20 protein-coding genes and 1 pseudogene are annotated in these 23,618 nt (G+C 73.4%); 5 read left to right on the forward strand and 16 right to left on the reverse strand.

What is annotated here, in order from left to right:
- Positions 1–31 precede the first annotated feature (31 nt).
- From ACSNOA_RS30795 to ACSNOA_RS30805, 3 genes are all read right to left on the reverse strand, one after another.
- Positions 32–766: a hypothetical protein gene (locus ACSNOA_RS30795; RefSeq protein ID WP_436663268.1), complete on the reverse strand. Its 735-nt coding sequence runs from the start codon at positions 764–766 to the stop codon at positions 32–34.
- A gap of 160 nt (positions 767–926) precedes the next feature.
- A complete protein-coding gene (locus ACSNOA_RS30800) occupies positions 927–1,487 on the reverse strand; it encodes a peptide deformylase (RefSeq protein ID WP_436663428.1) in 561 nt (186 codons plus the stop codon).
- 8 nt (positions 1,488–1,495) lie between these two features.
- The gene (locus ACSNOA_RS30805; RefSeq protein WP_436663269.1) at positions 1,496–2,008 is read right to left on the reverse strand and encodes a glycine cleavage system protein R; all 513 of its coding nucleotides are present in this window, start codon (positions 2,006–2,008) and stop codon (positions 1,496–1,498) included.
- Between the two features lie 153 nt (positions 2,009–2,161).
- Here ACSNOA_RS30805 and ACSNOA_RS30810 point away from each other — a divergent pair, with 153 nt between their 5' ends.
- On the forward strand, positions 2,162–3,073 hold the full coding sequence (locus ACSNOA_RS30810; protein ID WP_436663270.1) for an A/G-specific adenine glycosylase: 912 nt from the start codon (positions 2,162–2,164) through the stop codon (positions 3,071–3,073).
- 416 nt (positions 3,074–3,489) lie between these two features.
- On the opposite strand, the gene ACSNOA_RS30815 is transcribed toward ACSNOA_RS30810, so the two are convergent.
- The 3 genes from ACSNOA_RS30815 to lysS form a co-directional block, all read right to left on the reverse strand.
- On the reverse strand, positions 3,490–6,024 hold the full coding sequence (locus ACSNOA_RS30815; protein ID WP_436663271.1) for an ATP-dependent Clp protease ATP-binding subunit: 2,535 nt from the start codon (positions 6,022–6,024) through the stop codon (positions 3,490–3,492).
- Positions 6,025–6,537: 513 nt separating this feature from the next.
- A complete protein-coding gene (locus tag ACSNOA_RS30820; protein WP_165947327.1) occupies positions 6,538–6,882 on the reverse strand; it encodes a histone-like nucleoid-structuring protein Lsr2 in 345 nt (114 codons plus the stop codon).
- Between the two features lie 111 nt (positions 6,883–6,993).
- Positions 6,994–8,502 carry a lysine--tRNA ligase gene (lysS, locus tag ACSNOA_RS30825; RefSeq protein WP_436663272.1) on the reverse strand — a complete coding sequence of 503 codons (1,509 nt, stop codon included), beginning with the start codon at positions 8,500–8,502 and terminating at the stop codon, positions 6,994–6,996.
- Between the two features lie 87 nt (positions 8,503–8,589).
- On the opposite strand from lysS, the gene ACSNOA_RS30830 reads away from it, so the two are divergent.
- Complete coding sequence (locus tag ACSNOA_RS30830; RefSeq protein ID WP_436663273.1) at positions 8,590–9,330, forward strand: class I SAM-dependent methyltransferase; 741 nt, start codon at positions 8,590–8,592, stop codon at positions 9,328–9,330.
- Positions 9,331–9,351: 21 nt separating this feature from the next.
- Here the strand turns inward: ACSNOA_RS30830 and ACSNOA_RS30835 are convergent, their stop codons facing one another.
- Positions 9,352–10,110, reverse strand: coding sequence for a type III pantothenate kinase (locus tag ACSNOA_RS30835; RefSeq protein WP_436663274.1), 759 nt, complete (start codon positions 10,108–10,110; stop codon positions 9,352–9,354).
- Between the two features lie 118 nt (positions 10,111–10,228).
- Here ACSNOA_RS30835 and ACSNOA_RS30840 point away from each other — a divergent pair, with 118 nt between their 5' ends.
- Positions 10,229–11,320 (forward strand): DUF5919 domain-containing protein, encoded by a 1,092-nt coding sequence (locus ACSNOA_RS30840; RefSeq protein WP_436663275.1) that lies wholly within the window; start codon positions 10,229–10,231, stop codon positions 11,318–11,320.
- 50 nt (positions 11,321–11,370) lie between these two features.
- Here ACSNOA_RS30840 and nadC read toward each other — a convergent pair whose 3' ends face one another.
- From nadC to ACSNOA_RS30875, 7 genes and pseudogenes are all read right to left on the reverse strand, one after another.
- Positions 11,371–12,267, reverse strand: coding sequence for a carboxylating nicotinate-nucleotide diphosphorylase (nadC, locus tag ACSNOA_RS30845; protein WP_436663276.1), 897 nt, complete (start codon positions 12,265–12,267; stop codon positions 11,371–11,373).
- Entirely contained in the window at positions 12,264–13,958 is a 1,695-nt protein-coding gene (locus ACSNOA_RS30850; protein WP_436663277.1) for an L-aspartate oxidase, read from the reverse strand. The genes nadC and ACSNOA_RS30850 overlap by 4 nt, the downstream gene beginning before the upstream one ends.
- An 84-nt stretch (positions 13,959–14,042) precedes the next feature.
- Positions 14,043–14,261 (reverse strand): annotated as a pseudogene (locus ACSNOA_RS30855) (septum formation family protein); the annotation flags it as partial.
- Between the two features lie 140 nt (positions 14,262–14,401).
- A complete protein-coding gene (gene panD / locus ACSNOA_RS30860; protein ID WP_436663278.1) occupies positions 14,402–14,824 on the reverse strand; it encodes an aspartate 1-decarboxylase in 423 nt (140 codons plus the stop codon).
- Between the two features lie 33 nt (positions 14,825–14,857).
- A complete protein-coding gene (gene panC, locus ACSNOA_RS30865) occupies positions 14,858–15,703 on the reverse strand; it encodes a pantoate--beta-alanine ligase (RefSeq protein ID WP_436663429.1) in 846 nt (281 codons plus the stop codon).
- A 62-nt stretch (positions 15,704–15,765) separates the two neighbouring features.
- Positions 15,766–16,746, reverse strand: a complete 981-nt coding sequence (locus ACSNOA_RS30870; protein WP_436663279.1) for a Rossmann-like and DUF2520 domain-containing protein — start codon at positions 16,744–16,746, stop codon at positions 15,766–15,768.
- 163 nt (positions 16,747–16,909) lie between these two features.
- A complete protein-coding gene (locus ACSNOA_RS30875; protein WP_436663280.1) occupies positions 16,910–18,187 on the reverse strand; it encodes a phytase in 1,278 nt (425 codons plus the stop codon).
- Between the two features lie 54 nt (positions 18,188–18,241).
- Here ACSNOA_RS30875 and ACSNOA_RS30880 point away from each other — a divergent pair, with 54 nt between their 5' ends.
- Together ACSNOA_RS30880 and ACSNOA_RS30885 are read left to right on the forward strand one after the other, a co-directional pair.
- Positions 18,242–19,243: an SAM-dependent methyltransferase gene (locus tag ACSNOA_RS30880; RefSeq protein WP_436663281.1), complete on the forward strand. Its 1,002-nt coding sequence runs from the start codon at positions 18,242–18,244 to the stop codon at positions 19,241–19,243.
- Entirely contained in the window at positions 19,240–20,409 is a 1,170-nt protein-coding gene (locus ACSNOA_RS30885) for an NADH-quinone oxidoreductase subunit D (protein WP_436663282.1), read from the forward strand. The genes ACSNOA_RS30880 and ACSNOA_RS30885 overlap by 4 nt, the downstream gene beginning before the upstream one ends.
- A 329-nt stretch (positions 20,410–20,738) precedes the next feature.
- Here the strand turns inward: ACSNOA_RS30885 and ACSNOA_RS30890 are convergent, their stop codons facing one another.
- Positions 20,739–22,367: a hypothetical protein gene (locus tag ACSNOA_RS30890; protein WP_436663283.1), complete on the reverse strand. Its 1,629-nt coding sequence runs from the start codon at positions 22,365–22,367 to the stop codon at positions 20,739–20,741.
- 163 nt (positions 22,368–22,530) lie between these two features.
- The gene (locus ACSNOA_RS30895) at positions 22,531–23,535 is read right to left on the reverse strand and encodes a glycine betaine ABC transporter substrate-binding protein (RefSeq protein WP_436663284.1); all 1,005 of its coding nucleotides are present in this window, start codon (positions 23,533–23,535) and stop codon (positions 22,531–22,533) included.
- Positions 23,536–23,618 lie beyond the last annotated feature (83 nt).

The raw sequence follows: 23,618 nt of genomic DNA on the forward strand, positions 1-23,618 counted from the left end.
GTCGGGCCGGGGCCGCCGTGGTCGGCGCTTGTCAGCCCGTGACGGTCAGCTTCGCGGGGTCGCTGATCTTCGTGCCCACGCGGGCGAAGACCTGGTACGTCCCGGGCGCCACGGCCGGGCCGTTGGCCACGCCGTTGGCGCACCGGCTGGCGTCCTGACCGTTCCAGGTCACCTCGTACATGCGCTCGAAGTTCGGGGTGAACGACTGCACGTCCGAGCCCTTCGCGGTGCCGCAGGTGTCGGAGGACCACACCTTCTCGGCACCCGACTTGACGAAGATCTCCTGATGGTCGGCGCCCACGTCGCGGCTGCACGTACGGTCGGACGTGTTCTTGATCTTGAGTTGCAGGTCGACGGCCGCGCCGCTCTGGACGCTCGCGGGCTGCGCCACCGGGGTCACCTTGATCTCGGCGTCCGTGCAGCTTCCGTCGTCGGCCACGCCGGCCGCCGGCGCCAGCGGCGCGCGCTCGGTCGGTGAGGCGGGTGGGCTCGCGGTGGCGCCCGCGTCGCCGCCGGCGTCGGTCGACGCCCCGCCCGACGCCTCGGGCGGTGGGGAACCGGTCGTCGGGGTGAGGATCGAGGCCGTCGGGCTGGGGCTGCCCGTCGACGTCGGGCTCGACCCGGCCTGCGGCCGGTTGTCGCCGTCGTTGCCCGACCCGGTGCACGAGTAGAGCAGGACAATCAGGAAGAGAAGCCCCGCTCCGAGTACGACGGCGCGACGCCGCCAGTAAACGGCGGGTGGCAGGGGGCCGACCGTCAGACGCATGATGCCCCCACCGTAGCGGCGCGCGGCCCCGCCGACGTGGCACGACGCGCCGGAACGTTCACACTGTCCACTTTAGACGGTTTCGCTCCGTTGCCGGTCGCAGCCCGGCGGCGTGCCGCCCGTCCGGCCACGCTCCCGGCGCTGCGCGGCCCACCGAGGCTCAGAGGTAGACCTTGCGCTGGTAGACGGCGTGCGCGCCGGCCACGCGGTCGAGGAAGAGCAGCCCCGCGCAGTGGTCGATCTCGTGCTGGAGCGCGCGCGCCTCGAACCCGTCGGTGACCAGCCGCACCGGGGCGCCGCTGCCCGGCAGGTCGCCCTCCACCACCAGACGGCTCGCCCGCTTGACGTCCCCCGTCAGGTCCGGCACCGACATGCAGCCCTCGCGCCCCGGCTTCCACCGGGTCGCCTCCACGACCCGTGCGTTGCAGAGCACGAAGGTGCCGTGCACGGTGACCGCCTTCGGATGGCCGGTCACGTCCACCGCGAAGACCTGCGCGCCCACCCCGACCTGCGGCGCCGCCAGGCCCACGCAGCCCGGTGACACGCGCATCGTGGCGACCAGGTCGGCGGCCAGCCGTACGGTCTCCGCCGACGTCGGATCCACGGCACCCCCCGCGCGGCTGAGCACCGGATGCGGGGCGGCCACCACGGGACGGACCGCACCGGGCACGCCGAGCGACTCCGGTGTCCAGTCCCCCAGCCCGGCGTACTCCCCGCGCACCTCGCCACTCACAACAGGTCCGGATCCGCCGGACGGAGTGTGACCTCGACGCCCAGCTCCGCGGCGGCCCGGTCCAGCCGGCCGGCCAGCTCGCCGGCGGTGCCGGGCGGCAGGTCCACCTCGGCGACGACCACGTAGAGAGTGCCGGCCAGTCGGGTGCTCAGATCGGTGACGTTGCCGCCGGCGTCCGCGAGCACCCGGGTCATGGCCGCCACGATCCCCATCCGGTCGGCGCCGTGCACCGCCATCACGTACGGCTCGCCTCCGGAGGCCGCCGCGCCGTCCGGAGTGACCGCCCGTACGGTCGCGAGCAGCTGACCGTCGGCCGCGAGGGGCGCCAGGGCGGCCTCCACGTCCCCGGCCGCCGGCCCCACACAAATGAGCGTCATCGCGAAGTGCCCCCGCAGGCGCGTCATGGTGCTGTCGGTGAGGTTCGCGCCCAACCGGGCGAGCACCTCGGCGACGTCGGCGACGATGCCCGGCCGGTCCCGGCCGATGACGGTGATGGCGAGCTCGCTCATCCGGGCATTCTGCCCGATCGTCACGCCGCTTTCCGCCGCCCCGCCGGGCGCCCACCCCTCGGGAAGGGTGTCCCACCAGCTCTCGGGTGTGCCGGGCGGCAGGTGGCCGGGGTGGCCGCTGGCGTCGGGCGGCGTGACATCATCGGCGACACGATGACTGAGCCGACGTTCGCCACCCTGGTCAGCCGCTGGTACGAGGAGAACGCCCGCGACCTGCCGTGGCGCAAGCCCGGCGTCGGCGCGTGGGCCATCCTGGTGAGCGAGGTGATGCTCCAGCAGACGCCCGTTGTCCGGGTGCTGCCCGCGTACGAGGCGTGGCTGGCCCGGTGGCCCGTACCGGCCGCGCTGGCCGAGGACTCGCCGGCCGAGGCGATCCGCATGTGGGGAAGGCTGGGATATCCGCGCCGGGCGCTGCGACTGCGCGAATGCGCGGTGGCGATCGTGGAGCGGCACGGCGGGGAGGTCCCCGACCGCCTCGACCAACTGCTCGCACTGCCCGGGGTGGGGACGTACACGGCCCGGGCGGTGGCCGCCTTCGCGTACGGGCAGCGGCACCCCGTGGTCGACACCAACGTACGCCGGGTCGTCTGCCGCGCCGTGGCCGGCGAACCCGACGCCGGGCCCACCACCCGCCCGGCCGACCTGGCCGCCACCGAGGCGCTGCTGCCCGACGAGCCGGCCGCCGCAGCGCTGGCCAGCGCGGCCTTCATGGAGCTGGGCGCCGTCATCTGCACCGCCCGGTCGCCCCGGTGCGACCGCTGCCCCGTCGAGGCGACCTGCCTCTGGCGGGCGTCGGGGCAGGAGGCACCGGCCGGTCCCACCCGGCGGCCCCAGCGGTACGCGGGCACCGACCGGCAGGTACGCGGCCTGCTGCTCGGTGTGCTCCGCGAGACCACCGGTCCGGTGCCGCGCCAGCGACTCGACCAGGTGTGGAGCGACGATGCCCAGCGAGCCCGGGCACTGGCCGGCCTCGTGCAGGACGGTCTCGTGGAGCCGGTCGACGTGGACACCTTCCGCCTCGTGGGCGACGGCCCGACCCTGCCGGTCCCCGACCTCACCCGCTGAAGCCTCCACGGGCGACCTCCACGCGCCGGCGAGCCCGGGCCGGGGATCGTGCGGGCGGCAGGCTGGCGAGCGAGGCCACTACAACCCGGAAGTTGTCGCCTCCGGGCCGGCCCGAGGCAACTACTTCGGTGAGGTTGCGCGGTCATCAGCGTGGGCATCCCGGCGCGTCGGGAAACACCTCCGGGGCGACCGGGCTCGCGGAAGATCCACGCAACGTCAGAGAAAGTGCTGCCTCCCGACCTCGCGAGAGCGCAACTTCAGCGATGTTGCTGCCTCCCGACCTCAAGGACCCGAGCGTCTCGCCCGACCTTCCACTCGGCGTCCGAGGACGCGCCGTGCGGGCGGGCACTGGATGCGGAAAAAGGCGGGGCCCCGGTGGCTCTCGCCACCGGGGCCCCGCCCCTACCGCTGGTGTCTTACTCGTCCGCGCCGGCTGCGGCGGCCGTGCCACCGAGGTCGGCCGGGACGGCGTCCGGCACGGTGACCGGCTTGTCCGCGCCCCGGAAGACGAGCTTGGACTTGTCGACGTTGTTCGGATCGCCCTCGCAGTCCACCACCACGATCTGACCCGGGGTCAGCTCGTTGAAGAGGATCCGCTCGGACAGGTTGTCCTCGATGTCGCGCTGGATCGTGCGACGCAGCGGACGCGCACCGAGCACCGGGTCGAAGCCCTTGGTCGCCAGGTACTTCTTGGCGTTGTCGGTCAGCTCCAGGCCCATGTCCTTGTTCTTCAGCTGGGTCTCGATGCGGGCGACCATGATGTCGACGATCGACAGGATCTCCTGCTGACGCAGCTGGTGGAAGACGATGGTGTCGTCGATCCGGTTCAGGAACTCAGGACGGAAGTGCTGCTTGAGCTCGTCGTTGACCTTCTGCTTCATCCGGTCGTAGTTGGACTCGGAGTCCTCCGACGCCTGGAAGCCGAGCGACACCGCCTTGGCCACGTCCCGCGTGCCGAGGTTGGTGGTCAGGATGATGACCGTGTTCTTGAAGTCCACGATCCGACCCTGACCGTCGGTGAGCCGACCGTCCTCCAGGATCTGGAGCAGCGTGTTGAACACGTCCGGGTGGGCCTTCTCGATCTCGTCGAACAGGACCACCGAGAACGGCCGACGCCGCACCTTCTCGGTCAGCTGCCCGCCCTCGTCGTAGCCGACGTAGCCGGGAGGGGCACCCACCAGCCGGGAGACCGTGTAGCGGTCGTGGAACTCGGACATGTCCAGCTGGATGAGGGCGTCCTCGCTGCCGAACAGGAACTCGGCGAGCGCCTTCGAGAGCTCGGTCTTACCCACACCGGACGGGCCGGCGAAGATGAACGAGCCCGACGGACGCTTCGGGTCCTTCAGGCCGGCGCGGGTACGCCGGATCGCCTTCGAGACCGCCTTGACCGCGTCCTCCTGGCCGATGACGCGCTTGTGCAGCTCGTCCTCCATGCGCAGCAGGCGCGAGGTCTCCTCCTCGGTCAGCTTGTAGACCGGGATGCCGGTCCAGTTGCCGAGCACCTCGGCGATCTGCTCGTCGTCGACCTCGCTGACGACGTCCAGGTCACCGGCCTTCCACTCCTTCTCCCGCTGCGCCTTCTGGCCAAGGAGCTGCTTCTCCTTGTCCCGCAGCTGGGCGGCGCGCTCGAAGTCCTGCGCGTCGATCGCGGACTCCTTGTCGCGACGGACCTGGGCGATCCGCTCGTCGAAGTCGCGCAGGTCTGGCGGCGCGGTCATCCGGCGGATCCGCATCCGGGCACCGGCCTCGTCGATCAGGTCGATCGCCTTGTCCGGCAGGAAGCGGTCGGAGATGTACCGGTCGGCAAGAGTTGCGGCAGCAACGAGAGCCGCGTCCGTGATCGACACGCGGTGGTGCGCCTCGTAGCGGTCGCGCAGGCCCTTGAGGATCTCGATGGTGTGGGCCAGCGACGGCTCACCCACCTGGATCGGCTGGAAGCGGCGCTCGAGTGCGGCGTCCTTCTCCAGGTGCTTGCGGTACTCGTCGAGGGTGGTCGCGCCGATGGTCTGCAGCTCGCCACGGGCCAGCATCGGCTTGAGGATGCTCGCCGCGTCGATCGCGCCCTCGGCGGCACCCGCACCCACCAGGGTGTGGATCTCGTCGATGAACAGGATGATGTCGCCCCGCGTGCGGATCTCCTTGAGCACCTTCTTGAGGCGCTCCTCGAAGTCACCGCGGTAGCGGGAACCGGCGACCAGCGCACCGAGGTCGAGCGTGTAGAGCTGCTTGTCCTTCAGCGTCTCGGGCACCTCGCCCTTGATGATCTTCTGGGACAGCCCCTCCACCACGGCGGTCTTGCCGACGCCGGGCTCACCGATCAGGACCGGGTTGTTCTTGGTACGGCGGGAGAGCACCTGCATGACCCGCTCGATTTCCTTCTCGCGCCCGATGACCGGGTCGAGCTTGCCCTCGCGGGCGGCCTGGGTCAGGTTACGGCCGAACTGGTCCAGCACGAGGCTGGTCGACGGCGCGGCCTCACCCGCCGCGGCGCCCGCCGCGGCCGGCTCCTTGCCCTGGTAGCCGGAGAGCAGCTGGATCACCTGCTGGCGGACCCGGTTGAGGTCCGCACCGAGCTTGACCAGCACCTGGGCGGCGACGCCCTCACCCTCGCGGATCAGACCGAGCAGGATGTGCTCCGTGCCGATGTAGTTGTGGCCGAGCTGCAGCGCCTCGCGCAGCGACAGCTCCAGCACCTTCTTGGCCCGCGGCGTGAACGGGATGTGCCCGCTCGGCGCCTGCTGGCCCTGGCCGATGATCTCCTCGACCTGCTGCCGGACGCCCTCCAGCGAGATGCCGAGGCTCTCCAGAGCCTTGGCGGCGACGCCCTCGCCCTCGTGGATCAGGCCCAGCAGGATGTGTTCCGTACCGATGTAGTTGTGGTTGAGCATCCGGGCCTCTTCCTGGGCCAGGACGACAACCCGTCGCGCTCGGTCGGTGAACCGCTCGAACATGCCCTCGTGCTCCTCACGTGCCGTGCGCCTTGATGGTCAAAGATCTTGGCGGGGCCGGTGCGCGGACGTCCGGGACGGGCGTCCGTGCCTCATTACTCTATCGCCGCGGACCGACTCAGCTGAGGTCGTGTGTCTCCGGCAGGAGCCGGGTACGCGTCGTTTTGCACAACCGTGCGCGCTCAGGAGGTGTTCCGGTACCTCCGGCGCTACGCGCAGAGCGAAATTCTCCCCGGCCCGTCGGAGGGCCGTCCGGGCCGTCGGGGGCCGGATCCGCGTCGGCGCGACCCGTCGAGGGGCCGCCCGGGAGTCGTCCACAGGCTGTGGACGAAGTCTCCACCGCCTGTGGACAACGCCGACCGCCGGGAGATTCTTCCCGGGGCGCCGAACCGGCCGTGGATACGGCGGGCCGAACCGGCCCGTGGATACGGCGACGCCGGCCCGGCCGTGGATACGGCGACGCCGGCCCGGAGGATCCTCCGGCCCGGCGTCGGGTCGCCGCTGCGATCGCCTCGGTCAGCGGCGGGCGTGGTACTCGTCGACGATCTCCTGGGGAATACGGCCCCGGTCGGAGATGTCCTTCCCCGCCTTCTTGGCCCACTCCCGGATCGCCCGGTTCTGCTCCCGGTCCGCGGTGGCGCCGCCCCGGCCCCGGGCCGCACGGCCACCGACCACCACGCCGCCCCGGCCGACCTTGGTGCCGGCGCCGACGTACGGCGCGAATACGTCGCGCAATTTCTCGGCGTTCGCACTCGACAGGTCGATCTCGTACTGAACGCCGTCCAGCGCGAACTTGACCGTCTCGTCCGCGTCCCCGCCGTCCAGGTCATCGACCAGCTTGTGAATGATCTGCTTGGCCACGTCCCACATTCCTTTCGAGCAGGGTGTTCCTGCCTACTCAGAGCACAATAACCCGGGCGGCGCGCGCCGCGTCAATAGGACGCGGTATAACGACCCGGTGGCGACCGCCGACTACTCGGGGCGGACCAACGGGAACAGGATCGTTTCCCGAATTCCGAGCCCGGTGAGCGCCATCAAGAGCCGGTCGATTCCCATTCCCATACCGCCGGCCGGCGGCATTCCGTACTCCATGGCGCGGAGAAAGTCCTCGTCGAGCCGCATGGCCTCGTCGTCGCCGCGGGCCGCGAGCTGCGCCTGGGCGACCAGGCGCTCCCGCTGCACGACGGGGTCGACCAGCTCGGAGTACGCGGTGGCCAGTTCGAAACCGAGCACGTAGAGGTCCCACTTCTCGGCCAGCCCCGGCTCGGTGCGGTGGGCGCGGGTCAGCGGGCTGGTCTCCTCCGGGTAGTCCCGGACGAAGGTGGGCTCGTCGAGACCCGGGACGACCAGTTCCTCGAACAGTTCCTCGGCCAGCTTGCCCGGACCCCACTTCGGGTCGACGGCCAATCCGACCTTGTCGGCGTACTCCACGAGGCGGGTGCGTTCGGTGCGGACCGTGACCTCCTCGCCGAGCGCCTCGGAAAGCACCCCGAACAGGGTCACCGATCGCCACTCGCCACCCAGGTCGAACTCCCGCCCATCGGCGTGGGTGACGACCGTCGAGCCGCTCACGGCCATCGCCGCCCGTTGCACGAGATTACGGGTCAGCTCGGCCATCGTGTCGTAGTCGCCGTACGCCTGGTAGGCCTCCAGCATCGCGAACTCGGGCGAGTGCGAAGAGTCGACACCCTCATTACGGAAGTTGCGGTTGATCTCGAAGACGCGGTCGACACCGCCGACCACGGCGCGCTTGAGAAACAGTTCCGGCGCGATTCGCAGATACAGATCCGTGCTCAACGCATTGCTGTGCGTCACGAATGGGCGGGCCGCCGCCCCGCCGTGCAGCAACTGGAGCATCGGGGTCTCGACCTCGATGAAACCCTGCTCGTGCAGCGAGTCACGGAGGCTGCGCACGGTCGTGGCCCGGGTGCGGACCATCTGCCGCGCCTGGGGGCGGACGATCAGGTCGACGTAGCGCTGCCGGACCCGCGCCTCCTCCGAGAGCGGCTTGTGCGCCACCGGGAGCGGACGCAGCGCCTTGGCGGTGACCGCCCACTCGTCGGCCAGCACCGACAGCTCACCCCGCCGGCTGGTGATGACCTCACCCGTGACACCGACGTGGTCACCGAGGTCCACGAGGCGCTTCCAGTCCTCCAGCCGCTGCGGGCCGACCCGGTCCAGCGAGAGCATCGCCTGGAGCTCGGTGCCGTCGCCGTCGCGCAGGGTCGCGAAGCAGAGCTTGCCCGTGTTCCGTACGAAGATCACCCGGCCGGTGACCGACACGCGGTCGCCGGTGGCGGTGTCGGTCGGCAGGTCGGCGTACCGCGCGCGCACCTCGGCGAGGGTGGCCGTCCGGGGGAAGCCGACCGGATAGGGCTCGATGCCGTCGGCGAGCATCCGGTCCCGCTTCTCCCGGCGGACCTTCATCTGCTCCGGAAGGTCGTCGGCGGGGTCCACTGGCAGGGTGTTCTGCTCGCTCACGGCATGCTTCCTCGTCACGGAGATACGGGGGTCAGGCCCGAGCGTACTCAAGCCCCCGCGTGACTGTTACGGGATAACCTGCCCGCCATGGTTGATCACACTCATGCGCTGTCCTTCGGTGCCGCGGCAGCCGATTACGACCGGTTTCGCCCCCGTTATCCGGAAGCTGCGCTCCGCTGGGCGCTCGACGGCCTGACCGCTCCCGCCCGGGTCGTCGACCTCGGCGCCGGCACCGGCAAGCTGACGCGCGGCGTGCTCGCCCTCGGGCACGACGTGGTGCCGGTGGAGCCGGACCCGGGCATGCGCGCCCAACTGGACGCCGCCACGCCGGGGACCACCGCCCTCGCCGGCAGCGCCGAGGGCCTGCCGCTGCCGGACGGCGACGCGGACGCGGTGCTGGTCGGTCAGGCGTACCACTGGTTCGACCGGGAGCGGGCGCACGCCGAGATCGCGCGGGTGCTGCGGCCCGGCGGCACCTTCGCCCCCGTCTGGAACACACGGGACGAGCGGGTCGACTGGGTGGCGGAGATGAGCCGGATCGCCCACCTCGGCGACAACGCCGGGAGCGTGGTCGACCGGTACGCCGACTTCGGCCCGGCCTTCGAACCGGTCGAGGTGGGCGAGTTCACGCACACCACCACGCTCACGCCGGACGACCTGCTGGGGCTCGTGCGCACCCGCTCGTACTGGCTCACGGCGTCGGCCGAGGACCGGGAGCGCGTCGACCGGGCCCTGCGGGACCTGCTCGCCACCCATCCGCAGCTTGCCGGCCGGGAGACGGTCGCGCTGCCGTACCAGACGGTCGTGCTGCGGTCCCGGCGGCGCTGAGCCGGCCGCGACCGGCCGGGGTCACACGTTGCGCTCGTAGACCATCCGCAGGCCGATCAGCGTGATCATGGGCTCGTGGGCGGTGATCGTCCGGCACTCGTTGATCACCAGCGAGGCGAGGCCCCCGGTGGCGATCACGGCCTTCACCTCGCCCAGCTCCTCGGTCATCCGCTCGACGATCCGGTCCACCTGCCCGGCGAAGCCGAAGTACAGGCCGGCCTGGAGGCACTCGACCGTGTTCTTGCCGATCACCGAGCGCGGCCGGGTCGCCTCGACCTTCCGCAGCTGGGCCGCGCGGGCGGCGAGCGCGTCGAAGGAGATCTCGATGCCCGGGGCGAACGCGCCGCCGAGGAACTCGCCCCGACCGCTGATCACGTCGAAGTTGGTGGTGGTGCCGAAGTCGACCACGATCGACGGCCCGCCGTAGAGCGTGTACGCGGCCAGCGTGTTGACCACCCGGTCGGCGCCGACCTCCTTCGGGTTGTCGATCGCCAGCTGCACACCCGTCCGCACCCCCGGCTCGACGATCACGCTGGGCAGCTCGCCGTAGTAGCGGGCCAGCATGGTGCGCAGTGAGCGCAGCGCCGCCGGAACGGTGGAACAGGCGGCCACTCCGGTGATCTCGACGGCGTCCCCGGCGAGCAGGCCACGGAACATCAGGCCCAGCTCGTCGGCGGTCGACCGGGCGTCGGTCTTGATCCGCCAGGAATGCACCAGCTTGTCGCCGTCGAAGGTCGCCAGCACGGTGTTGGTGTTTCCGATGTCGATGCAGAGCAGCACGCACGCAGCCTAGACAACGGCCGTGCGGGCGGGCGCGGACCGGCCGGACGCCCGTATCCTGGTTGCCATCGCGGCATGAACAGGGGTCGATCCAGCGGGCGGCCGGGCGGGGAGCGACATGTCGGGGATGTGGTGGGCGCGCGGGCGCAACACGCTGCGCCGGCGCCGGCGGCACGTGCTCGTGCTGGCCGTGCTGGCGGGCGGCGCGATCTGGATGACGGTGCAGGCGTGGCGGGAGTCCCGCCGGGCCACCGACAGCTTCTCCGGCGAGCTCTACCTGAACATCGGCGCCGCGCTGATCATGACGCTGCTGACGTACGTGGTGCTCAACCCGCTGTTCCGGGAACTCCAGACGGCGAGCATCATCGAGCACCCCCGCCTCGACCGTGACGCGCTCATCGACCGGGTGGCCCGGTCCCGCGAGCTGGTGGCCATCCTCGAGACCTGGACGAGCATGTTGGAGGGGCCGTACGCCCGCCGCTTCGTGGCCGCGCTGCGCTCCGCGCTGCTCAACGGCGCGACGGTCCGGGTGCTGCTGCTCGACCCGGATTCCCCCGCCGTGCGGCTGCGCGGCGAGGAGCTGCGCCGCCGGGACGCCTCGGTGGCGATCCTCGGCAACCTCTGGCACCTGGCCCGGCTCCGCGAGGAGCTGCCCGAGTCGTCCCGGGCCCGCCTCCAGGTACGGGTCTACAACGCCGCGCCCTCCGTGCAGATGTACCGCTGGGACAGCAAGGCGTTCATCTCGTTCTTCCCGGTGCGCGGCAGCACGTTCGACACCCAGCAGATCGAGGCGTACGTCTCGACGCCGCTCGGCGAGTTCGTCGACGACCGGTTCGACGAGCTGTGGGACACGGCGCCCACGCAGGACCTGGAGGCGTGCCTCAGCCTGCGGCTCTGCCTGCGCCAGGGCGGGCGCGAGCTGGAGAGCTGCGAGGCGCTCTACGTCCGCTCCGACGGCGACTGGTACATCGCGGGCGCCGACCTGGTCCGCAACGTGGCGCGGCACGGGCTCGCCGGCCTCACCGTGGTGCTCGACCGGCCGGAGGCGGCCGGCGAGGTCTTCGCCATCGGCGAGGCCGACGAGCTGGCCCCCGAGGTCTACAACCGGGTGCTCGAACTCTTCCGGGCCAAGTACGGCCTGGACAGCCGACAGGACACCGAGAACCGGGTGATCTTCAACCTGGCGAGCACCTCGCTCACCACGGTCTGACCGACGCCCGGCACATCCGCCGCCGGCCACGCCCCGCCGGCCCGGACCGGTCAGTCGGTCCGCAGGTCCAGCGCGATGTCGAGGATGGGCGAGGAGTGGGTCAACGCGCCCACCGAGAGGAAGTCGACGCCGGTCGCCGCGTACCGGGCCGCCACCGCGAGGGTCAACCCGCCCGTCGCCTCCAGCTCGGCGCGGTCGCCCACGGCGGCCACCACCTCGACCAGCTCCTCGGGGCTCATGTTGTCGCAGAGCAGGAAGTCGGCGCCCGCCTCCACGGCCTCCACCGCCTCGGCGACCGTCGTCACCTCCACCTGCACCGGCACGTCGGCGAACGCCTCCCGCACCCGGCGATACGCCGCCGTGATGCCGCCCGCCGCGAGCTTGTGGTTGTCCTTGATCATCGCGACGTCGTAGAGGCCCAGGCGCTTGTTGGTGCCGCCGCCGGCGCGCACCGCGTACTTCTCCAGGGCGCGCAGGCCGGGCGTGGTCTTCCGGGTGTCCAGCACCATGGCCTTCGTGCCGGTCAGCGCGTCGGCCCAGGCCCTCGTGTGGGTGGCCACCCCGGACATCCGGCAGAGCAGGTTGAGCGCCGTGCGCTCGGCGGTCAGCAGCAGCCGGGTGGGGCCGGTCACGGTGGCCAGCACGTCGCCGCGGGCCACCCGCTCGCCGTCGCGGGCCACCAGCGACACCGCGACCGTACGGTCCACACCGGTCAACGCCCCCACCGTCTCGAAGACGGCGGCGGCCACGGCCAGCCCGGCCACCACACCGTCGGCGCGCGCCACCAGGTCGGCGGTGTCGGTCTGCTCGGCCGGGATGGTGGCGACGCTCGTGATGTCCACGAAGTCCGGCCCCAGATCCTCGGCGAGGGCGTTGGTGACCACCCGCCCCACCTCCACGGGGTCCAGGCCACCGGCCCGCAGCTCCTGCTCCGTCGACTCCCTCATCGCGTCCCCTCCCAGTGCTGCGTCAACCGCCCCTGTCCGCCGACGGCCCCGACCAGGTGGCCGAGCCACCGCTCGTCGGCCGCCGGGTGGTCCTCCCGCCAGTGGCACCCACGGGTCTCCTGCCGGGCGTACGCGGCGGCGACCAGGGCCGACGCCACGGTGATCAGGTTCGTGGCCTCCCAGTCGGCCGTCCGGGGGCGGCCCCGCCCCGCGCCGAGGTCGGTGAGCACGCCGGCCGTCGCGGCGAGCGTCTCCGCCGAGCGGAGCACCCCGGCTCCCCGGGTCATCGCCCGCTGCAGAACGGGCGTGCCGTCCGCCGGCACCACCCAGCCCTCGCCGCCGACCCAGGCGCCGGTCTCCGCCGGTCGGGCCTGCTTCGGAAGGCCGGCCGCGATGTCCTCGGCGATCCGGCGGGAGAACACGAGCCCCTCCAGGAGCGAGTTGCTGGCCAGCCGGTTCGCGCCGTGCACGCCCGTGCAGGCGACCTCGCCGCAGGCGTACAGGCCGGGGATGGAGGTGCGGCCGCGCAGGTCGGTGCGGGCGCCGCCGGAGGCGTAGTGCGCGGCCGGCGCCACCGGGATCAGGTCGACGGCCGGGTCGACTCCGATGGCCAGGCAGGACGCCACGATGGTCGGGAAGCGCCGCGCCAGGAAGTCCCCGCCCAGGTGCCGGGCGTCGAGGAAGACGTGGTCGGCGCCGGTGGCGAGGAGCACCCGGTGGATGCCCTTGGCCACCACGTCGCGGGGGGCGAGTTCGGCCAGCTCGTGCTGGCCGACCATGAACCGCTTGCCGTCAGCGTCGACGAGGTGGGCGCCCTCGCCGCGCAGCGCCTCGGAGACGAGTGGCTGCTGGGCCCGGCTGGCGCCGGGCATCCGGGCGTGCTCCGGCACGATGAGCGCGGTCGGGTGGAACTGGACGAACTCGACGTCGGTCACGGCGGCTCCGGCGCGCATCGCGAGCGCCACCCCGTCGCCCGTCGAGACGGCCGGGTTGGTGGTTGCCGCGAAGATCTGGCCCATGCCGCCGGTGGCGAGCACCACCGCCCGGCCCAGGATGGCGCCCACACCCTCCTCGCTGCCCTCGCCGAGCACGTGCAGGGTGATCCCGCACGCCGGGCCGAGCCCGCCCGGGCCGTCACCGGGCGCCCGCAGGAGGTCCAGCACGAGAGCGTGCTCGACCAGGCGGATCCACGGGTCGCGGCGGACCGCCGCGTGCAGCGCGCGCTGCACCTCGGCGCCGGTGGCGTCCCCGCCCGCGTGCACGATCCGGTCCGCCCGGTGCCCGCCCTCCCGGGTGAGCATCAACGACCCGTCCGGGTTGCGGTCGAACTCGGCGCCGATCCGCATCAGCTCGCGCAGCCGGGTCGGCCCCTCCTCGACGAGGACCCGTACGGCCGCCGGGTCGCACAGCCCGACCCCCGCGATCTCGGTGTCCCTGGCGTGCGCGGCCGACGTGTCGGCGGGGTCGAGCACCGCGGCGATGCCGCCCTGCGCCCAGCGGGTCGAGCCCTCGTCCATGTCCACCTTCGTGACGACGGTGACGTGCAGGCCCGCCTCGCGCAGGTGCAGCGCCGCGGTGAGGCCGGCCACGCCCGACCCGACGACGATCACGTCGGTCGTCTCCACCCATCCGGGCGCGGGCGCGGCCAGCAGCCCGGGCAGGGCCGGCAGGTCGACGGTCGGAAGGTCCATGACCACAGTCAACCGCGAACGGCGCTCGCACGAGGCGGCGGGGGCGCGACGAGTGGTTTGGGCTACCTCGTCCGCGCGCCCGGGTCAGCTCGTGCGGACGGGCAGGCCGGCCGCGCCGGCGCCCTTCAACGAGCCGGTCACCGTGCGGTGGCTGAGCCAGAGGTAGCAGCGCACGCCGCGGTCGCCGGCCCCCCACCGGCCGGCGCCGGGTGGCCGCACCACCACCCCGCTGCGCAGGGGCAGGTCGGCCTCGTCCGGTACGCCGACGTACCGGCCGAGGATCGTGCGGCAGCCCGTGTAGAGGGCCCCGCCCCTTCCCCGCGATCTTGCACTTGCTGCCCCGGCAAGCGGGACAAATCACCTCAGAACGAAGGCCGAAAGCGCAAGATCGCGGAGGACGGCCGGGGCGGGCGGGCGGCGCAGCGCCGCGCGCCCGCGGCGGGTCAGACTGCCGCGTACGGGTTCGGGATCGGGTCGCCGGCCGTGCCGGAGGCCGGCTTCGCCGGGTCGGCGGTCAGGTCCACCACCCGGTTGTCGGCGTCGACGTGGACCACGCGGGGCTGGTACGCGCGCGCCTCGGCGTCGTCCATCTGACCGTACGAGATCAGGATGACCAGGTCACCGGGGTGCACGAGGTGGGCGGCCGCGCCGTTGATCCCGATCACGCCGCTGCCCCGCCGGCCCGGGATGACGTACGTCTCCAGCCGGGCACCGTTCGTGATGTCCACGATCGCCACCTGCTCGCCGGGGAGCAGGTCGGCGGCGTCGAGCAGGTCCTCGTCCACGGTGACCGAGCCGACGTAGTGCAGGTCGGCCTGGGTCACCGTGGCGCGGTGGATCTTCGACTTCAGCATGGTTCGCAGCATCGGGGTGGACCTTTCGCGCGCAGCGGGGGTGGTTCAGGAGCGGGGGGCGAGCAGGACCGGCACGTTGTCGATCAGGCGGGTGCTGCCGACCCAGGCCGCCACGAGCAGCCGGGCGGGCCCGCTGACCGGCCCCGGTTCGAGGTCCGCGTCGGTCAGCACCAGGTAGTCGAGCTGGGCGCCGGGCGTGCCGGCGCCGAACGCCCGGTGCGCGGCCGTCAGCACGGCGCCGGCGTCAAGCCCCTGCTCGGCGGCCTCGGCGCCGGCCCGCAGCGCGGCCGACAGGCTGAGCGCCGCGGCCCGCTCCGGCTCCGAGAGGTACCGGTTGCGGCTGGACAGGGCCAGCCCGTCCGGCTCGCGCACGGTGGGGACGCCGACCACCCGGACCGGCACGTCCAGGTCGCGCGCCATCCGCCGGACCAGGGTGAGCTGCTGGTAGTCCTTCTCGCCGAAGAAGGCCAGGTCGGCCCGGGTGAGCTGGAACAGCTTCAGCACCACGGTGAGCACACCGTGGAAGAAGCCCGGCCGGCTCTGCCCCTCCAGCTCCTCGCCGAGGCGGCCGGGGTTGACGCGTACGCGCGGCTCCCCGTCCGGGTACATCTCGGCCCGGTCCGGCGCGAACACCACGTCGGCTCCGGCCCGCCGGCAGACCTCCAGGTCGGCGGCGAGCGTACGGGGGTAGCGGTCGAAGTCCTCGTTCGGGCCGAACTGGAGCGGGTTCACGAAGATCGTCACGAGCACGTGGTCGGCCTGTTCCCGGGCCGCCCGCAGCAGCGTCTCGTGACCCTCGTGCAGCGCGCCCATGGTCATCACCACGCCGACGGTGCCAGTCAGCGCTGCCCGCGCCTTCGCCAGCTCCTCGCGCGTCGTCACCAGTTCCATCTCGGCGGCCCCCTCCCCGTCGCTCGTCAGCGCGTACCGGCCCGTGCCCATTCCCGGACCGGTCACGCCGCCACTTCCCGCTGGCTGTCGGCCAGGACGCCGAGCAGCGACGCCGCGTCGGCCGGGCGGAGCCGACCCGCCGCGATGGCCCGGTCCGCCGTACGCCGGGCCAACGCCAGGTACGGCGCCACGGACTCGGGCGCCGTGGCGGCGAGCCGGTCGAGGTGCCGTTCGACGGTGCCGGCGTCGCCGCGGGAAACCGGACCGGTCAGCGCGTCGTCGCCGAGACGCAGCGCGTTCTCCAGCGCGGCCCGCAGCAGCGGGGCGAGCACCTTCTCGGGCTGGGTCACCCCGGCGTCGCGGAGCCGGTCGGCCGCCTCGTTGACGAGGGTCACCAGGTGGTTGGCGCCGTGCGCCAGCGCCGCGTGGTAGAGCGGGCGGTCCGCCTCCCCGATCCACTCCGGCACGCCACCCAGGTCGGCCACCAGCCGGGCGGCCAGCGGCCGCAGGTCGGCGGGGGCGGTCACCCCGTACGAGATGCCGGCGAGCCGGCCGAGGTCGTCGGGCGTACCGGTGAAGGTCATGGCCGGGTGCAGGGCGAGCGGCCGGGCGCCGACCGCGACGGCCGGGTCGAGCACGGCCAGGCCGTGCGCCCCGGAGGTGTGCGCCACGAGCTGGCCGGGGCGCAGCGCGCCCGATTCGGCCAGGGCGGTGACGACGCCGGCGAGCGCGTCGTCCGGCACGGCGATCAGCAGCAGGTCGGTGGCGGCCCGGGCCACCGCCGTGGCGGAGCGGCGGGGCACGGCCGGCAGCAGCAGGGCCAAGCGGGCCCGGCTGGCGCCGGAGGCGCCGGCCGCGGCGACCACCCGGTGGCCCGCGGCGGCGAGCGCGGCGCCCAGCACGGCGCCGACGCGGCCCGCGCCGAGTACGCCGACGGTCAGGGTGCGCGGGGTGGTGGCAGCCGGAACGCCCGGACGGGCGGGACCCGCGGTGGCGGCGGCCCGTCGAGGGGCGGCCGGACGCGGGCGCGACGGTGCGCTCATGACAACGATCCAGTCCTCGAGAAGGGGTACCGGTCGATGGCAAGTATGCGCCCGGGCAACGGGATCGAAACCCGGATGTGAAAACCTTCACCGCCGTGGCCGCCCGGGGAAGAGGAAGGGGCCCGTCCGGTGCGGAAGGGCCCCTTACCGGGACGTCGAGCGCTCAGCGCTGGGGCGTCAGGAAGCCCGCGTCGAGGAACTTGAAGTTGGTGTCCGGCCGGGACTCGCCGTCGCCAGCGGGCGTCTCCGGGGTGTTCCGGCCGTCGTGGAGCACGAGCAGGCCGCCCGGGAAGCCGGGCAGCGCGGTGGAGACCACCGCCGCGCCGTCGCACTCCTGCGACCCGTCGACCCGACCGTCGACGACCGCGAACCGGCCGGTCGGCCGGTCCGTGCGCCGGTCGTACGTGTAGAAGGTGTCGTCGCCCTGGCTCGAGACGACCAGGGTGCCGGCGCCGCGGCCGGTCCGGTAGATGGTCAACCCCTCCACGTCCTGGGCGATCCGGCCGCCGAAGCCCGGGTCGGCCGCGTAGTCGGTCACGCAGTCCTCCTCCTCGGCGTCGTACGTCGCCGGAACGCCGAACTCGCGGACCCGCTCCACCGACCGGGGCGCGCCGTGGAAACGGCCACCCGCCAAGCGGACGCGCCACAGACCCACCTTCTCCTGGGCGAGGTGCACCACCCCGGTGTCCGGGTCGACCACCGTTCCCTCGACCTGCGGCCCGTCACCCGGATCGGTGCACGGCGACCAGCGCTCGCCGTTGGGCAGGGTGAACGTCGACGGCAGGACGAGCCGGTCCACCGGCCGGTAGGTGACCCGGCCAGCCCGCTCGACCAGCCGGAACAGCCCCACCTCGGGCGTGCTGCGCCGGCTGACCACCGCGTACACGGCGCCGTCGGGGGCCGTCCAGGTGCCCAGGCCGTACGCCGTGCGCTGCCCGTTCACCTCGGCCTGGTCCCGGCTGAACGCGAACGGCACGTCCGGGGCCGTCACGTCGGTGAGCCGCCGGGTGGCCGGGTCGATCCGGTAGAAGCGCAACTGGTCCCGGCCCCGGTCGGTCACCACGGCCAGGTCGGCCCGGTGACCGGCCAGCCGGAACCCGGAAACCAGGTCGACGTTGTTGAACCGGCCCGCCTCGTCGTCGGGACCGGGCGCGGGCGGGGTGGCGATGGCCTGTCGCTCGCGGGCCGCCAGGTCGTACACCCGGAGGCCGCCGTTCTTGGCGGTGGCGATCACCAGGCTGCCGGCCCGGTCGGTGGGGTGGATCCAGATGGCCGGGTCGTCGGCGTCGGCGTCGCCGCCCGCCGCGTCGTCGAAGAGCGAGGGCGTCTCGACCGCCGCGCGGACCGGCCGGGGCTCGTCGCCGGCCGGCGCGGCGCCCGCGGGGGCGGCGGCCAGCAGCAGCGGTACGACCGCCACGGCGGGGATGAGGAGTCGTCTCATACCGGCTGACCGTAGGGTCGGCACGGTGACGGGCCTTGAACGAAAGGTGAACTGATGTCGATCCGCTGGCGGGAGGCCATGGACCGGGCGCTCTACGGCCCGGGCGGCTTCTTCGTGGCGGGATCCGGGCCGGCCGGCCACTTCCGCACGAGTGTGCACGCCGCCCCGGCGTTCGCCACCGCGCTGCTCCGTCTCGTCGGCCAGGTCGACGCGGCTCTCGGTCACCCGGCCCGGCTCGACGTGGTCGACGTGGGCGCCGGCCGCGGGGAGCTGCTGCGGGCCCTCGCGTCCGTCGCCACCGGGGAACTCGCCGGTCGGCTGCGGCTCACCGCCGTCGAGCGGGCGCCCCGGCCACGTGACCTGCCTGCGGGCGTCGACTGGGTCGACGGGATCCCGACCGGGATCACCGGCCTGCTCGTCGCCACGGAATGGCTCGACAACGTGCCGCTCGACCTCGCCGTGCACGGCTCCGACGGGTGGCGCTACCTGCTGGTCGACCCGGCCACGGGCGCGGAGAGCGTGGGCGGTCCCGTCGACGACGAGGACGCCCGGTGGCTGGCCGCCTGGTGGCCGGCGCCCGGCGGCGCGGCCGGCGCGCGGGCCGAGATCGGCCGCAGCCGGGACGAGGCGTGGGCCGACGCCGTGGGCCACGTCGACCGGGGACTGGCGCTGGCCGTCGACTACGGGCACCGCGCGCCGGAACGGCCGGTCGACGGGACGCTGACCGGGTACCGGAGCGGGCGGCAGGTGCCCCCGGTGCCCGACGGGTCGTGCGACGTCACGGCCCACGTAGCCATGGACTCGGTCGCCTCCGCCGGGCAGCGGGTGGCCCGGTGCGCGTACGCCCTCGGGTCGCAGCGGGAGGCGCTGCGGGCGCTCGGTGCCGATGGTGGTCGACCGCCGCTGGCCCTGGCCGCCTCCGACCCGGCCGGGTACGTCCGCGCGCTCGCCGCGGCGTCCACGGTGGCCGAGCTGACCGACCCGGCCGGCCTGGGCGGGCACTGGTGGCTGCGGCAACCGGTCGGCGTCACGCTCGATGCGGTCGTGGCACGATGACGGGCATGACCACCGACGCCGGGGACCTCCGCGAGCTGACCGTCGGCACCGGCGCCGGCGGGGAGCAGCTCGGCGCCGACATGGTGCTCAACATCGGCCCCCAGCACCCCTCCACCCACGGCGTGCTGCGGCTGCGGCTGGTGCTCGACGGCGAGCGGGTGATCTCGGCGGAGCCGATCGTCGGCTACATGCACCGGGGCGCCGAGAAGCTCTTCGAGGTACGCGACTACCGGCAGATCATCGTGCTCGCCAACCGGCACGACTGGCTGTCGGCGTTCTCGAACGAGCTGGGCGTGGTGCTGGCCGTCGAACGGCTCATGGGTCTCGAGGTGCCGGAACGGGCGGTCTGGCTGCGGATGGCGCTCGCGGAGCTGAACCGGGTGCTCAACCACCTGATGTTCCTCGGCTCGTACCCGTTGGAGATTGGCGCGATCACGCCGATGTTCTACGCGTTCCGGGAACGGGAGACCCTCCAGGCCGTGATGGAGGAGGTCTCCGGCGGCCGGATCCACTACATGTTCAACCGGGTCGGCGGGCTCAAGGAGGAGGTGCCGTACGGCTGGACGGGCCGGGCCCGGACGGCCATCGGCGAGGTGCGCCGGCGCCTGCCCGACCTGGACAACCTGATCCGGCGCAACGAGATCTTCCTGGCCCGCACGGTCGGCGTGGGTGTGCTCTCCGCGGCCGACGCCGCCGCGTTCGGCGCGTCCGGCCCGGTCGCCCGGGCGTCCGGCCTCGACATGGACCTGCGCCGCGACGAGCCCTACCTGGCGTACGACGAGCTGGACGTGCCCGTGGTGACCCGCACGACCGGGGACTGCCACGCCCGGTTCGAGCTGCTGCTGGACCAGGTGTACGTGTCACTCGACCTCGCCGAGCAGTGCCTGGAGCGGGTCGACCGGCTCACCGGGCCGGTCAACACCCGGTTGCCGAAGGTGGTCAAGGCGCCCGAGGGGCACACCTACGCGTGGACCGAGAACCCGCTCGGGATCAACGGCTACTACCTCGTGTCCCGCGGTGAGAAGACGCCGTGGCGGCTCAAGCTGCGCACAGCGTCGTACGCCAACGTCCAGGCACTGGCCACCCTGCTCCCGGGCTGCCTGGTGCCGGACCTGATCGCGATCCTCGGCTCGATGTTCTTCGTGGTCGGCGACATCGACAAGTAGCGGGCGCCCGGCCTTGGGAGCAGGGGCTCGCGCTGGCCGGGTGTGCACTTCCGCTCCTGTCGAGCTGCCCCAGATATGGGGCAGCTCGTGGCGGCGGCACTTCCCCGTCGTCGGCGCTCGCGCGTTCGGCGTGCGAGTCGGCGCTCGCGCGTTCGGCGTACGTTTCGGCGCTCGCGCGTTCGGCGTGCGATTCGGCGTTTGCGCGTCCGCGTCCGCGTTTGCGCGTCGGCTTTCCGGGCGGTCTCAGATCTGGGGCAGCTCGACAGCGTCCGTCGGTCCCTCACTCCGGGGCGTCAGCGCCAGCGTCCGTCGACCCTCGCTCCCGGGCGTCAGCGCCAGCGGGTGCCGCCGGCGCGGGGGGCGTCGTCCTGCGGCGGGTAGCCGTAGCGCTCCTCCTCGACCCGCGCGCGCCGGCCCACGCGCTCCGGCTCGTCGGGCGCCGACTGGTAGCCCCGCTGCCGCGGCGGCCGCCACTCGTCCGGCACGGGTACCCCGCCGACCGGCAGCGCCGCACGCTCCTCCGGCTCGTCCCAGCCTCCCCGGCGTCCGGCGTCGCCGCCCCGGCCGTACGTCCGCGGGTCGTCCCTGGGCGGATCGTCCCGCCGGGGGTCGTCGCGGCGGACCGACGCCCAGCGGTCGGCGACCCGGTACTCGGTGCCGGTGGCGTCGGCGTGCACCTCGGCGCGGCGCTCGCCCATCCGCAGCTCCTGGCCCCGGTCGTCGTCCCGGACGGCCGCCCAGCGGTCACCCGCCCGCAGCTGGGCCCAGTACTGGCCGGTGTCGTCCGGCTGCGCGGGCCGATCGTCCGGCGGGTCGCCCCACCGCGACTCGCCCGCTCCCCCGCGCTGCTCCGGCCAGCCCCGCTCGTCCGGCGAGGCGGACCAGCCCCGCTCGTCCGACGGCGCGGACCAGCCCCGGTCATCGGCGGCGGACCAGTCCCGCTCGTCACGCCGGGCCCGGTCGTCGCGCGGGTCGTCCCAGCCGGGCTCGTCGCGGGGCTCGCCGTGCGCGCCCCACCGCCGGTCGTCGCCGGGCCGCGAGCGCTCCTCCGCGCCGCCGTACCCCGACCAGGGCCGCTCCTCCGGTTCCTTGCCGGCGCCCGCCCACCGGTCCTCGGCGGCGGCGCCCCACGGCCGCTCCTCGGCGGGCGGTGACCAGCCGCCCGCGTAGCCGCCGCCGTAACGCCCGCCGGCCGGCTCGGGCGAGCCGCCGTCCACGATCGTGTGCCGGGTGGTGACGTGCACCGTCTCGGTGTGCCGGACCATCCCCACGGGCCGGGACGCCGGCTCGGGCCGGCTGGTGTGCTCCGGCGGGCGCGGCGCGGCGCCGTAGACGCCGGCCTGCGGCGCCGAGGCCCGCCCCCCGCCGTGCCTCCCCCCGGAACCGGCACGCTCCCCGCCGTACACCCCGGCGTCCGGGCGTTCGCCCCCGTACACGCCGGCCGCTGCCGGACGGTCCCCGCCGTACTGCCCGGACGCCGGGCGGTCCGTGTCGTACCCGCCGGGTGGTGACCGGCGGGCCGGCTCGTCGTCGTGCGGCTCGGCCACGGGCACCCGGGCGCGACCCGCCGGCTCCTCGGCCCCGGACAGGGCGGCGCCGGTGGCCTCGAGGCGGCGGCGCACGGCCGCGACCGCCTCCTGGGCCCGCTGCGCCTGGTCGAGTGCCTGGTTGCCGCGCTGGGCGGCCGCCACGATCTCACCGCGCAGTTCCCGGCGGAGCTGGTCCATCTCGTCCAGCAGCTCTTCGACGCGGGCCTCCCCGCCGTCACCGTCGCGCCGCAGGGCGATCGACAGCCCGATGAGGACCACGGCGAGGATCGCGAGCACGGCGGCGAACCGCAGCGGGCCGTTGCCGTCCGCCACCAGCAGGATCAGTGCCGCCACCGGCGCCAGCCCCACGCCGCTCCAGAAGAGCACGGTCAACAAGGTGGGACTGCGCCTGATGTCCGGGGCGGGCATGGCTGTGCAGCCTACCGAGAGTTGCTGCCCGTGTGAACGGGCGAACGCGGCCTCCCGCACCGGTTTCCGGCCGTTCCCACGGAAGGCCGACGGCCGGCCGCCGGTGGCCACGTGCCACCGACGACCGGCCGTCGTGAGCGCGGGACGACCCGCCGGGGATGCCTCAGCTCGTGGCCAGGGCCCCGTCCGAGGAGAGGACCAGGCCCACGCTGGCACTGCCGGTCTTCAGCGCGTTCTTGGTCTGCGGGCCACCGGCGTCCAGCGAGCTGAACGAGCCGGCGTTGAAGTTGTAGACCTGCACGAGGCCCGCCTGGCACGTCACGCGCTGCGGGCACTCGGGCGGCCCGGCGAGCACCGTGGCCTTGCCGGAGCACTTGCTCGCCAGCTCCGAGAGCGTGCGGACGCCGTACTTGGCGGAGAACTCCTTGGTGACCGCGAAGGCGTTCTGGTCCTGTGCGGCGGAGGGGGCGCCGAAGGTGATCCCCACCTTGTCGCCCTCGGCCTTCAGCGCGGTGACCGTCTTGTTGATGTCCGGGGACGCCGCCGGCGGTGCGCCCTGCCCCTTGGCCTTGGTGTTGAGGAACTCGGTCATGCTGGCCGCGTACTCGGGGACGACCTGGATCTCGCCCTTCTCCAGGGCCGGCTCGTAGAGCTCCCGGTTGCCGATCTGCTGCACCCGCACCTGGTAACCGGCGGCGGTCAGCGCGATCCGGTAGAGCTCGGCGAGGGTCTCGCTCTCGCTGAAGTTGCCGGCGCCCACCACGATCTGGCCACCGGGGCCCTTCGCGATCCCGGCGGTCAGGTTGTTGGCCGAGGCGAACTCCTCGGCTGCCGCCTTCGGCGTCTTGTGGTCGAGGTCGACCACCTTGTTGAGCTGGATCAGCTTCGGCGTGTCCAGCGCGTGGGAGACCTTGTCGAGCGCGGCGATCAGCTGTGGGTTCGCCACGTCGGCGTTGATCGCCGGGATGATGTTGTCGCTGTTCTGGAGCTTCTTGTCGTCGTCGAGGACCATGAGCTGGTTACCGGCGACCGGCGCGCATCCGGCGCCACTCGCCGCCGCCGACGGCGCCTCGGTGCCGGAGGAGCCGGCGCCGCCGCAGCCGGTCAGCAGCCCGGCGGCGGTGAGGGCCGCCGCCATGCCGACGGCCAGCCGTGTACGTGCGTGCATATTGCCCGCCTTCCGTGTCCCGGCGCGACCCGTCCCGGGCCGGCCGCGTGTCCGACGGGCGATCCCTCTCAACGGCCGCCCGC

The sequence above is a fragment of the Micromonospora sp. URMC 103 genome (genome assembly GCF_051386435.1).
In the GTDB taxonomy this organism is placed as follows: Bacteria; Actinomycetota; Actinomycetes; order Mycobacteriales; family Micromonosporaceae; genus Micromonospora.

Bases quoted from the DNA above. Each gene is read 5' to 3' on its own strand.
- ACSNOA_RS30885 (WP_436663282.1), top strand. From the start codon at position 19,240: ATGACGGGCATGACCACCGACGCCGGGGACCTCCGCGAGCTGACCGTC.
- panD (WP_436663278.1), bottom strand. From the start codon at position 14,824: ATGCTGCGAACCATGCTGAAGTCGAAGATCCACCGCGCCACGGTGACC.
- panC (WP_436663429.1), bottom strand. From the start codon at position 15,703: ATGGAACTGGTGACGACGCGCGAGGAGCTGGCGAAGGCGCGGGCAGCG.
- ACSNOA_RS30810 (WP_436663270.1), top strand. From the start codon at position 2,162: ATGACTGAGCCGACGTTCGCCACCCTGGTCAGCCGCTGGTACGAGGAG.
- ACSNOA_RS30880 (WP_436663281.1), top strand. From the start codon at position 18,242: ATGTCGATCCGCTGGCGGGAGGCCATGGACCGGGCGCTCTACGGCCCG.
- ACSNOA_RS30870 (WP_436663279.1), bottom strand. From the start codon at position 16,746: ATGAGCGCACCGTCGCGCCCGCGTCCGGCCGCCCCTCGACGGGCCGCC.
- ACSNOA_RS30890 (WP_436663283.1), bottom strand. From the start codon at position 22,367: ATGCCCGCCCCGGACATCAGGCGCAGTCCCACCTTGTTGACCGTGCTC.
- ACSNOA_RS30875 (WP_436663280.1), bottom strand. From the start codon at position 18,187: ATGAGACGACTCCTCATCCCCGCCGTGGCGGTCGTACCGCTGCTGCTG.
- ACSNOA_RS30840 (WP_436663275.1), top strand. From the start codon at position 10,229: ATGTCGGGGATGTGGTGGGCGCGCGGGCGCAACACGCTGCGCCGGCGC.
- ACSNOA_RS30830 (WP_436663273.1), top strand. From the start codon at position 8,590: ATGGTTGATCACACTCATGCGCTGTCCTTCGGTGCCGCGGCAGCCGAT.
- ACSNOA_RS30795 (WP_436663268.1), bottom strand. From the start codon at position 766: ATGCGTCTGACGGTCGGCCCCCTGCCACCCGCCGTTTACTGGCGGCGT.
- ACSNOA_RS30805 (WP_436663269.1), bottom strand. From the start codon at position 2,008: ATGAGCGAGCTCGCCATCACCGTCATCGGCCGGGACCGGCCGGGCATC.
- nadC (WP_436663276.1), bottom strand. From the start codon at position 12,267: ATGAGGGAGTCGACGGAGCAGGAGCTGCGGGCCGGTGGCCTGGACCCC.
- ACSNOA_RS30850 (WP_436663277.1), bottom strand. From the start codon at position 13,958: ATGGACCTTCCGACCGTCGACCTGCCGGCCCTGCCCGGGCTGCTGGCC.
- ACSNOA_RS30895 (WP_436663284.1), bottom strand. From the start codon at position 23,535: ATGCACGCACGTACACGGCTGGCCGTCGGCATGGCGGCGGCCCTCACC.
- ACSNOA_RS30815 (WP_436663271.1), bottom strand. From the start codon at position 6,024: ATGTTCGAGCGGTTCACCGACCGAGCGCGACGGGTTGTCGTCCTGGCC.